The sequence below is a fragment of the Collinsella sp. OF02-10 genome, from assembly GCF_003463445.1.
Taxonomy (GTDB): Bacteria; Actinomycetota; Coriobacteriia; order Coriobacteriales; family Coriobacteriaceae; genus Collinsella.
The window spans coordinates 1-11,158 of sequence record NZ_QSCW01000017.1 but is presented as its reverse complement, the minus strand read 5'-3'; the positions used below and the strand labels follow the sequence as shown (position 1 = coordinate 11,158).

Genomic DNA, 11,158 nt, shown 5'->3' with positions numbered 1-11,158 from the left:
GAGGCTCAAATGGATCTCCCAAAACAAAAACGTGCAGCCCAAACAAAACGTGCCGCCCCAAACGGGGCGGCACGCCATCTTTTATCAGCCAACTCGCTGAAGTAAGGCTGCGAAGGCCGCGGGGCCGGGAGGGGTTTCCTAAGGGCACATCCCGCAGCCGCAACGCGGCGAGGACGTGCCCGTGGAAACCCCGCAGGCCCCGCGGCCGGTGGGAGCAACGCTACTTCACGACCAAAATGTCGCAGTCCGTATTGCGCAGCAGGAACGTCGAAATCGAACCCAGAAGCGCATACTTGATCGAGGACAGGCCGCGAGCGCCGCAGAGCACCAGGTCGGGCTTGACCACGTCGAGCATCTCGTCTTTGAGCGTCTCGCGAATACGACCGGCACGTATCATAACCTCGACCTCGGGAATATCGGGATTGGCCTTGGCCTCTTCGAGCTGCTTTTCGATGGAGTTCTTAAAGGCCTCCTCCAGACCGTTGACCAAATCGACCGGATAGGAGCCGGCGCTCTCGAGCGCCGTGGAATCGATAACGTGGCCGATAATCAGCTTGGCGCCGTTGTTCGCGGCGACCTTGATGGCGCGTGCGAGCACAAAATCCTGCTGCTCAGTACCGTCGAGTGAAACAAATACCTTGGTGTAACCCTCGTTCATGGTTTCCTCCTTGGTCTATCGCACGGGCGCGGGGCTCGTGCGTCGGGCGGGCGCGGGTGCGTTGACCGCCGGACACTTTATCTTGTTGCAGTTATACCCAAGGATTTCGGTTTAACTGCTCGCAATTCTGTGAACGGGCGAGTTTTTTGGTAAGGGTAGGCGCGGTCGCACCGCCAACGGTTGATAATGGGACATCGCCCGCATCGTCCGCAGAACATCTACCGGCGGGTGTCTAACGAGGGGGTCCCTTTGGATATTATCGAGCTTCTAAAATCTGCCTTCATGGGCCTGGTCGAGGGCATCACCGAATGGCTGCCCGTTTCGTCGACGGGCCACATGATCTTGGTGGACGAGTTCGTCAAGATGAACGTGAGCGAGACGTTCTGGAATATGTTCCTGGTCGTGATTCAGCTCGGCGCCATTCTGGCCGTCTGCGTGCTGTTTTTCCACGAGCTCAACCCGTTCTCGCCCAGCAAGGGCAAGGAGGGCCGTCGCGACACCTGGGTGCTGTGGGGCAAGATTGTGCTCGGTTGCATTCCTGCGGCGGCGATCGGCCTGCCGCTCAACGACTGGATGGAGGAGCATTTCTACAACGCTCCCGTCGTGGCGCTGGCGCTCATTGTGTACGGCGTGCTGTTTATCGTGATCGAGAACTGGCGCGCGAGCAAGCGCGAGGAAATGGCCGTTGCCGGTTCGTTTGGTTCGCGTGCTGTGGTGTCGGGTGGACGTCCCGCCGGTGCGCACTTTGCGGCGCCCCCCATGGCTACCGCTGAGGATGAGGACGATGACGAGAATCTGGACTTTGGTTCCATCGCCACGCTCGAGGACCTCAGCTGGAAGACTGCGCTGGGTATCGGCTGCTTCCAGGTGCTTTCGCTGGTGCCTGGTACGTCTCGCTCCGGTTCTACCATCATCGGCGGCCTGCTTTTGGGCTGCACGCGCTCGGTGGCGTCTAAGTTCACGTTCTTCCTGGCCATCCCTGTCATGTTTGGCGCGAGTGCGCTCAAGCTGGTCAAGTACTTCATCAAGGGCGGCACGTTCGGCACCAACGAGATCGCCATCTTGGGCGTGGGCTGCGTTGTTGCCTTTGTGGTTTCGCTCATCGCCATCAAGTGGCTCATGGGCTTCGTCCGCCGTCACGACTTTAAGTGCTTCGGTGTTTACCGCATCATCCTGGGCATCGTAGTGCTCGCATACTTCTTCGTTCTGGAGCCCATGCTCGGCCTCTAACTTAGTCGACGCTGCGCGGCGGCCAGAGCGACAGCTTGTCATTCAAAGAGGGTGGCATGACCAAAAGGTCTATGCTGCCCTCTTTTTTGGGCGATGGGGTGGGTCCGATGGTGGCGCACGGAGTCGTGGTGTGATTTGCGTCGGTGTCCGCGCGGCTCGGTATACTGGTACGGCTCAAACTATGGCGCTGCCCGCAGGCGCGCCGTCCGTCAGATGAGGAGTCGCCCATGACCCAGCCCCTGCCCTGGGAAAAGAACACTGCCGCGCCCGTGCCGCCCGCGCCGGAACCCGTGCCGCTCGATGCGTACACCGTCCCCGCCGCGCCGGAACCCGAGCTCGTTCCGCTCGACATCTACGACGCCCCGGCTCCGGCACCCAAGCCCGCCAAGCCGCTCGTCGATATCGATAGCCTGAACCCTGCCCAGCGCGAGGCGGTCCTGACCACCGAGGGCCCGCTGCTGGTCCTTGCCGGCGCCGGCTCGGGCAAGACCCGCGTCCTGACCTTCCGCATCGCACATATGCTTGGCGACCTGGGCGTTAAGCCCTGGCAGGTCCTGGCCATCACGTTTACCAACAAGGCCGCGGCCGAGATGCGCGAGCGTCTGGCAGCACTCATCCCCAGTGGCACCCGCGGCATGTGGGTGTGCACCTTCCACGCCATGTGCGTGCGCATGCTGCGCGAGGACGCCGACCTGCTGGGCTACACCGGTCAGTTCACCATCTATGACGACGATGACTCAAAGCGCATGGTGCGTGACATTATGCAGGCGCTCGGCATTGAGCAAAAGCAGTTCCCCATCAACATGATCCGCAGCAAGATCAGCTCGGCCAAAAACGCCATGATTGGGCCCGAGGACATGCTCAAGAGCGCCGATAGCCCCAACGACAAAAAGGCCGCGCAAGTCTACCTGGAGCTGGAGCGCCGCCTGCGCGCCGCCAACGCGATGGACTTCGACGACCTGCTCGTGCGCACGCTCGAGCTACTGCGCACCCGCCCCGAGGTGCTCGACAAGTACCAGGAGCGCTTCCGCTACATTAGCGTCGACGAGTATCAGGACACCAACCACGTCCAGTACGAGATCGCCAACCTGCTGGCCGCCAAGTACCAAAACCTTATGGTCGTGGGCGACGATGACCAGTCCATTTACAGCTGGCGTGGCGCCGACATCACCAACATCCTGGACTTTGAGCAGGACTTTAAAAACTGCAAGACCGTCAAGCTGGAGCAGAACTATCGCTCTACGGGTCATATCCTGAGCGCCGCCAACGCCGTGGTGCGTCACAACTCGCAGCGCAAGGACAAGCGCCTGTTTACGGCCGAGGGCGATGGCGAGAAGATTCAGGCTTTCCAGGCAAGCGACGAGCGCGACGAAGGTCGCTGGATTGCCGGCGAGATCGAAAAGCTGCATGCCAAGGGTACAAGCTACGACGATATCGCCGTGTTCTACCGCACCAACGCCCAGTCGCGTATCCTCGAAGATATGTTCCTGCGCGCGGGCGTGCCCTACAAGATCGTCGGCGGCACGCGATTCTTCGACCGCGCCGAGATTCGCGACGTCATGGCCTACCTCAAGATGATCGTGAACCCGGCCGACGAGATGAGCGTCAAGCGCGTCATCAACACGCCGCGCCGCGGCATCGGCTCCACCTCGATCCAAAAGATCGAGCAGCTGGCGCGCGACAACCGCTGCTCGTTCTTCCAGGCCTGCGAGATCGCAACAGCCGAGACGGGCATGTTTAGTGCCAAGGTGCGCAACGGCCTGTCGAGTTTTGTGGCGCTGGTGCGCGAGGGCCGCCGCATGGACGGTGAGCTCAAGGACGTTGTCGAGATGATTGTCGACAAGACGGGCCTGCTGCAGGCCTTTCGCGCCGAGGGCACCATGGAGTCCGAGAGCCGCGCCGAGAACATCCAGGAATTCCTGGGCGTCGCCGCCGAATTTGAGGAGACGCACGAGGATATCGAGGGTACGCTCGAGAGTCTAGAAGAGCTGCGCGCGGCCGGTGTTGCCGACGTGCCGTCCGTCGCCGAGTCCGAGTCCGTCGTGGTGAGTGCGCCCGCGTCCGAGCCGGAGCCGTCCGCTCCGGCATCCTCGTTTGAGGCACTTGTCGGCGCTCGTGACGCCGCGGGCTCCAATCCGCTCGATAGCCTAGCCGCCCCGGCGCTCTCGCCGCAGGATGCCCTGGCCGCCGCCATCGCGGGCAACGCGTATGCCGTGCCAACAGAGCTACCGGCGGGCGCCGTGCATGCCGACGAGATCGAGCGCACCTACGGTCCGCTCACCTGTAAGGCACTGCCGGCACTCATGGAGTGGCTGGCCCTGCGCTCCGACTTGGATTCCCTGGCCGGCGAGACACATGCCATCACCATGATGACCATCCACTCCGCTAAGGGCCTGGAGTTCCCCGCGGTGTTCGTGGCCGGCATGGAGGAGGGTATCTTCCCGCACGTGCACGACTTTGGCGGTAGTGACGATCCGGGCAAGCTCGAGGAAGAACGTCGCCTGGCCTACGTCGCCATCACGCGTGCTCGCAAGCGCCTGTTCCTGACCTATGCGGCCACGCGTCGCACTTACGGCTCGACCTCTGCCAACCCGCGCTCGCGCTTCCTCAACGAGATTCCGTTTGAGGATATCGAGTTTAGCGGTATCGGTTCTGCCGGTTTTGAGGGCACGGGCTGGGAGAAACGCGGCGACCGTCACGGCACCTTTGGCTCGGGCATGGGCTCGGATATGTATGGCGGCAAGGTGTTTGGCTCGCATACGCGCTCGACCGGCGGTTCCGGTTCGCGCGGCGGATCGAGCTTCGACGATTTCTTTGGCGGCAGCAGCTATGGGACCGAGCGCCATCGTGGGGTCTCGCCCGACGCCGGCCGTGTTGCCTCGACCTTTGGCTCGGGCGCGCCGCGAGCCAAAAAGCCGTCGTCCAAGGTGTCGCCGACGGTGGAGCGCAAGGTCGATCGCGCCAGCGCGTCGCAGGACTTTGCCGCGGGCGATACCGTGAGCCACAAGACCTTTGGCACGGGTACCGTGATCTCGGTCGCCGGAGACATGATCGAGGTGCAGTTCGAAAAAACCGGCCAGACCAAAAAGCTCATGAAGGGCTTCGCACCTATCGTCAAGCTGTCGTAATCCCAGCGGACCTGGGCGGGCGTATAGGGCAACATCGCCTGCTCGGACAGTCCTGCGCAAGACGGAGAGCACATTAAGTGCTCTCCTTTGCGTGCGGAACTCGCGATCGATGTTGCCCTATACGCCCGCCCAGGTCCTTAGATAACGCTGCTTGCGAACGTCGCTCTGCTCGTTCGCTTTTTGGTCTGGAGAGCCGGGTGGGCTGATATATAGATACGAGTAGGGGCTCCTCCGTTGATGAACGGGGGAGCCCCTTGTTTCGTTTTGGTTGTTGTTGCGACCTAGAGGTGGCTGATGATCAGTTCCATCTTGCCTTTGAGGTCAATGGAGCTGACGGTACTGGGTGCCAGCAGGTGACTGCCCTTGTGGACGGGGTCGCCGCAGACGGTGCCTTCGCCGTCGATGACCGACAGGCACATGAAGGGCCAGCGCTGCTCGAGGGTCTTGCTGCCGTCGACGCGCACGCGATCGACGGTGTAGCAGGGGTTGGACTCGAGCTCGGTCACGCCATCGACCTCGGGCGCGGTCACCGTGCCGTCGGTCGGAGCCTGCGCGTTAAAGTCGATGCAATCGAGGCTCTGCTCAATGTGCAGCGGGCGCAGCTTGCCGTCGGTGCCGGGGCGGTCGTAGTCGTACAGGCGATACGTCACGTCGCTCGATTGCTGCGTCTCTAAAATGAGCGTGCCGGTCTTGATGGCGTGCACGGTACCGGAATCAATCTGGAAAAAGTCACCCTTGTGAATCGGCAGCACGTTGAGCATGTCGTCCCAGTGGCCGTCTTCGATCATCTGTGCGGCCTCGGCACGATCCTTGGCGCGCTGCCCGACGATAATCGTGGCGCCAGGCTCGCAGTCCAGCACGTACCAGCACTCGGTCTTGCCCAGGCTACCGTTCTCATGCTCGGCGGCATACTCGTCGTTGGGATGAATCTGGATCGAAAGGTCGTCCTTGGCGTCCAGGATCTTAATGAGCAGCGGGAACTCCTTGCCCTCGCAGTTGCCAAAGAGCTCGCGGTGCTCGGCCCACAGCCACGACAGTGTGTGGCCGGCATACGGGCCCTCCGCGATCTGGCAGTCGCCGTTGGGGTGTGCCGAGATGGCCCAGCACTCACCGATGGGACCCTCGGGAATGTCGTAACCAAATACGGTTTCGAGCTGGCGGCCGCCCCAGATCTTCTCGTGGAAGATCGGCGTCAGTTTAATCAAATCGGACATGTTCATACCCCCATGGTGTTGTGCGGTCGCCCACTCTAAACGAGCCATAACGTGCGCCCGCATGACTACAAAAACCTATGCCAACGTTACGTTGTGCAGCTCAAAGCGGTCGCCGACGTTGCGCGAAATCGAGTACTCAAAGGCGTTGCCGCTATCCAAAAAGCCAATCTGGTTGAGCTCGAGCAGGGGAGCGCCGGGTTCGGTGTCCAGGCGCTCAGCCTCTTCCTCGGTTGCCGCTACGGCGCGGATGGTGCGGTGGAAGCTCGAAATCTTCAGCCCGCATTGCTCGCGGATGAAGCTGTAGACCGATCCATACAGGTCTTTCTTTTTAAGGCCCGGTATCAGCTCGAGAGGCATGTAGGTGTACTCGATGACGATGGGCTTCTCGTTGACCTGGCGCACGCGCACGATGTGATAGGCAAAGTCGTCCTCGGCAATTCCCAGCTGAGTAGCGACGTCCGCCGGTGGATTGACAATCGAGAAATCGTAGACCACCGAGGTCACCTTCTCCCCGCGGTGCTCATACGAAAAACCCTGGGCGCGGTCATTTTTGCCCTGGAAAAATGCCTGGTCGGGGAGACCCGCCGTGTCCTTAACGTAGGTGCCCGACCCGCGCCGGCTGGTGACAAGGCCCTCCTCGGTGATCTGCTCGATAGCTCGTTTGACGGTGATTTTGGAAACGCTATAGAGCTCGCAGAACTCAACGACGGTGGGTAGCTTGTCGCCCGGCTTAAGGGAGCCGTCCTCGATGCTTCGACGGATATCTGCAGCTATCGCCTCGTATTTGGGAATCATGGAACCTCCTTTCCGGCTTGATTGAGTACAAACGAAAGTATAGTTCACGCCTAAGCATCCCTATTGCGTTTTTGAAAAGTTCGAGAAAGATATAATCAAAAAACGCTTTTCTATATCAACTAGAGCGCTCTAAATGAATATGCATTCGAATAATGTGGTATTGAGCAAATTGATCGGCTCGAAGATGGGGTTGGGCCGTTTTGCCGCCCAGCGAACCGAATCTCATGCCTTGCGTTTTCCCAGATAAAACCTGCCAAAACAAACCTGTCCCTTTTTGACAGGTTTTTGCCTGGGGAGCGGTACCATACAGGCAATGTTTAAACGAGAAAGGTGGGCTCCCATGGAACCTAAGCAGTACTACATCGGCATCGACGTTGGCGGCACTTCGGTTAAGGAAGGCCTGTTCGACGAGGACGGCAACCTGCTTGCCAAGGCCAGCGTGCCCACGCCTCCTATCGTTGACGCCGCGGGCTTTGCCGCGGTGACCGAGGCTATCGATCAGGTGATCGCCAAGGCACAGATTCCGCGCGCCTTTGTGGCGGGCATTGGTCTGGCCGTTCCGTGCCCCATCCCGGCTTCGGGCGATGCCAAGGTCAAGGCCAACATTGCTATCAACCTGCCTGAACTGAGGATTGCCATCCAGGAACACTGCCCCGACGCGGTCGTTAAGTACGAAAACGATGCCAACGCCGCTGCCATGGGCGAGGCCTGGCTCGGCTCTGCCAAGGGCGTACAGAACGTGGTGATGGTCACCATCGGTACCGGCGTGGGCGGTGGCGTTATCGTTAACGGCGACGTGGTATCGGGCGTTGTGGGTGCCGGCGGCGAGATTGGCCACATGTGCCTGAACCCCGAAGAGGAGCGCACCTGCGGCTGCGGCGGCCATGGCCACCTGGAGCAGTATTCCAGCGCCACCGGTGTGGTGAGCAACTACCTTGCCGAGTGCGAGAAAGCGGGCGTCGAGCCCATCGAGCTCACCGGGCCTTCTGATTCCAAGGACGTGTTCCAAGCCTGCCGCGAGGGCGACAAGCTCGCGCTGGCAGCTGCCGATACCATGGCCGACTATCTCGGCCGCGCCCTGGCGCTTATTGCCAACGTGGTCGATCCCGAGATGTTCCTGATCGGCGGCGGTGCTTCCGCTTCGGCCGATGTCTACCTCGACAAGGTCCGCGAGCACTTTAAGCAGTACGCGCTCTCCGCCTCGCGCGAGACGCCCATTAAGGTCGCTTCGCTCGGCAACGACGCCGGCATCATCGGTGCCGCTTACGTAGCCCTGCGCGCCGCCGGTAAATAGCTGGTGCGGGGGCAGGTGGTGAAAGGGGGACAGGCTTCGTCCCTGACCTCGCCTCAGCGCTTGCCCCAAATTGTGCCGCGACCCTTCCGTCTCATAAGGTTCGGCGTCAGCGTGCTACCATAGCTACGTCCAAGTACACATATCAAGTGGAGGATATCCATGGCAAACGTTCTTGTCTTTGGTCACCAGAACCCCGATAACGACGCCATCATGAGCGCCGTCGTCCTGTCCCAGCTGCTCAACCAGGTTGAGTATGCCGGCAACACCTACGAGGCCTGCGCCCTTGGTCAGCTTCCGGCCGAGTCCGCCAAGCTGCTCGCCGACGCCGGCATCGCCGAGCCCCGCGTGATCGAGTCCGTCGAGGCCGGTCAGCTCGTCGTCCTCACCGACCACAACGAGTCTGCCCAGTCCGTCGCCGGCCTTAAGGACGCCACGGTCTTTGGCGTTGTCGATCATCACCGCATCGGCGACTTCGAGACCGCCGGCCCGCTGCACTACATCTGCCTGCCCTGGGGCTCCAGCTGCACCATCGTCACCAAGCTCGCCGACGTGCTCGGCGTTGAGCTTTCCGACGTCCAGGCCAAGCTGCTGCTCTCGGCCATGATGACCGACACGCTCATGCTCAAGAGCCCCACCACCACCGATGTCGACCGCGCCGTCGCCGCCAAGCTCGGCGAGCAGGTGGGCGTCGACCCGGTCAAGTTTGGCATGGAGGTCTTCCTCACCCGTCCGTCCGGCTCCTTCACTGCAGCCGAGATGGTCGGCAACGACATCAAGATGTTCGAGCCCGCTGGCAAGAAGCTGCTCATTGGCCAGTACGAGATCGTCGACAAGAGCCGCGCACTCGGCATGATCGACGAGATCCGCGAGGCCATGCGCGCCTACGCCGCCGAGAAGGGCGCCGACGGCATTGTCCTGTGCATCACCGACATCATGGAGGAGGGCTCGCAGGTCCTGCTCGAGGGCGAGACCGAGGCTGCTCAGAAGGGCCTGGGCATTGCCGACGAGCACGACGGCGTCTGGATGCCGGGCGTCCTCTCCCGTAAGAAGCAGGTCGCTGCCCCCATCATGGCCGCCTGCTAGGTTTAGTTGACCAAACGCCCCGACCGGATCGCGGACGCCCCGCGCTCCGGTCGTTTTTTTTGTGCACGTCGCCGCGTCGTCTCTTGGACAGGCGTGCCTGTGCCGTTGAGCAAATAATGTTCAACCTGTGGTTCCGCTTTTCGGCCGCGCTTGCGCGCTTGTCGCGCAGGGTAGGCTAGATGCAAGCGTAATACGTTAGAGCGCGGCGCCGCCATCTGGGCGGGCCGTGCTTTTTTAAGACGGGAGCTTTCCCGTGAAAGGAGCCGCCCATGGCAGCAACTGAGCAGCTGTTCAATGTTCGTGAGCGCAAGCGCTTTGAACGTCACGACATCTGGGAGCGCATTGCCGAGAACGGCACCATTTCTGCCGCCGTCATGGTGATCGCCGCCATCGCCGCCGTCATCTGCGCCAATACCGATGCCTACGAGGCCATCCATCACTTTTTGGAGACCCCGCTGTATGTGGGTCTGGGCAACCTTACGGCTGGTCTCACCGTTGAGCTTTTCGTCAACGACTTCCTCATGGCGATTTTCTTTTTGTTGGTGGGCATTGAGCTTAAGTACGAGATGACGGTCGGCGAGCTCAAGAATCCGCGTCAGGCCATGCTTCCCATGTTGGCGGCGGTGGGCGGCGTCGTCGTTCCCGCCTGCATCTACCTGATCTTTAACCATGCCGGCGCCCGCAACGGTTGGGCCATCCCCATGGCAACCGATATTGCCTTTGCGCTGGGCGTGCTGTCGCTTTTGGGCAACCGCGTTCCCAACGGCGTGCGCGTGTTCTTCTCGACGCTCGCTATCGCCGACGACCTGATCTCCATCGCCGCCATCGCCATCTTCTACGGTCAGAGCCCCAATCCGTTTTGGTTGGGCGCCGCCGCGCTTGTGACCTGCGCGCTCGTGTGGCTCAACAAGACGCAGCATTACCGCCTTGCCCCGTATTCGGTACTGGGGCTGCTGTTGTGGTTCTGCATGTTCAAGAGCGGCGTACATGCCACGCTTGCTGGCGTCATCCTGGCCTTCACCATTCCGGCCAAGTGCGGCGTCAAGCTCGATAGTCTCACCGATTGGCTGGGCGAGTGCCTGCCGCTGCTCGATGACCGCTACGACGACGAGGCACACATCCTGGGCCAGCATGACTTTACCGTCTCGACTACCAAGGTCGAGCGCGTCATGCACCGCGTGACCCCGCCGCTTATCCGTATGGAGCGTCTGATCTCCACGCCGGTCAACTTTGTGATCCTGCCGATCTTTGCGTTCGTAAACGCTCAGGTTCGCTTAGTGGGTGTGGACATGAGCACGCTGCTCACCGATCCGGTGACGCTCGGCGTGTACTTTGGCATGCTGCTGGGCAAGCCGATCGGTATCTTTGGCATGACGTTTGCCCTGGTTAAACTCAAGATTTCCGAGTTGCCGCATAATGTCAACTGGCACATGATCGCCGGTGTGGGCATTCTGGGCGGTATCGGCTTTACCATGTCGATCCTCATCAGCGGCCTTGCCTTCCCGACGGCCCAGTTTGAGGTTCTTGCAGCCAAGGCCGCTATTCTCGCCGCTTCGGTCACCGCAGCCGTGCTCGGCATGATCTACATGAGCGTGGTCTGCAAACACCCCGCGCCCAAGGACGAGTAAGAGCACATACAAGTTTGTGCAAGTTTAAAAACGCCGCCTGTGAACACCATCACAGGCGGCGTTTTAGTCACTGGGTAGTCATTGGGTGTTCCTATAGTTTTGTCAACTGGGAAATGCTCTCCGTGCGA

The 11,158-nt window shown here is 61.0% G+C and carries 8 protein-coding genes; 5 read left to right on the top strand and 3 right to left on the bottom strand.

The genetic code is table 11. From position 1 onward, the window contains the following. Nucleotides 1–220: 220 nt before the first annotated feature. On the bottom strand, nt 221–658 hold the full coding sequence (locus tag DXA43_RS08135; RefSeq protein ID WP_117583590.1) for a universal stress protein: 438 nt from the start codon (nt 656–658) through the stop codon (nt 221–223). A 249-nt stretch (nt 659–907) separates the two neighbouring features. Between DXA43_RS08135 and DXA43_RS08130 the strand changes: the two genes are divergently transcribed. After that, nucleotides 908–1,888: an undecaprenyl-diphosphate phosphatase gene (locus DXA43_RS08130; RefSeq protein ID WP_117806810.1), complete on the top strand. Its 981-nt coding sequence runs from the start codon at nt 908–910 to the stop codon at nt 1,886–1,888. A 227-nt stretch (nt 1,889–2,115) separates the two neighbouring features. Beyond that, nucleotides 2,116–5,016 (top strand): ATP-dependent helicase, encoded by a 2,901-nt coding sequence (locus tag DXA43_RS08125; RefSeq protein ID WP_117806809.1) that lies wholly within the window; start codon nt 2,116–2,118, stop codon nt 5,014–5,016. A gap of 281 nt (nt 5,017–5,297) precedes the next feature. On the opposite strand, the gene manA is transcribed toward DXA43_RS08125, so the two are convergent. Together manA and DXA43_RS08115 are read right to left on the bottom strand one after the other, a co-directional pair. After that, complete coding sequence (gene manA / locus DXA43_RS08120) at nt 5,298–6,230, bottom strand: mannose-6-phosphate isomerase, class I (protein WP_369831514.1); 933 nt, start codon at nt 6,228–6,230, stop codon at nt 5,298–5,300. A gap of 75 nt (nt 6,231–6,305) precedes the next feature. Then, a complete protein-coding gene (locus DXA43_RS08115) occupies nt 6,306–7,025 on the bottom strand; it encodes a GntR family transcriptional regulator (RefSeq protein ID WP_117785968.1) in 720 nt (239 codons plus the stop codon). 340 nt (nt 7,026–7,365) lie between these two features. Between DXA43_RS08115 and DXA43_RS08110 the strand changes: the two genes are divergently transcribed. The 3 genes from DXA43_RS08110 to nhaA all read left to right on the top strand — a co-directional run bounded on the left by DXA43_RS08110 (nt 7,366) and on the right by nhaA (nt 11,030). Next, nucleotides 7,366–8,319 (top strand): ROK family protein, encoded by a 954-nt coding sequence (locus DXA43_RS08110; RefSeq protein ID WP_233540051.1) that lies wholly within the window; start codon nt 7,366–7,368, stop codon nt 8,317–8,319. 159 nt (nt 8,320–8,478) lie between these two features. Further along, nucleotides 8,479–9,402 (top strand): manganese-dependent inorganic pyrophosphatase, encoded by a 924-nt coding sequence (locus DXA43_RS08105; RefSeq protein WP_117806806.1) that lies wholly within the window; start codon nt 8,479–8,481, stop codon nt 9,400–9,402. Between the two features lie 269 nt (nt 9,403–9,671). Continuing rightward, on the top strand, nt 9,672–11,030 hold the full coding sequence (nhaA, locus tag DXA43_RS08100; protein ID WP_117806805.1) for a Na+/H+ antiporter NhaA: 1,359 nt from the start codon (nt 9,672–9,674) through the stop codon (nt 11,028–11,030). The last annotated feature ends 128 nt before the right edge of the window (nt 11,031–11,158 follow it).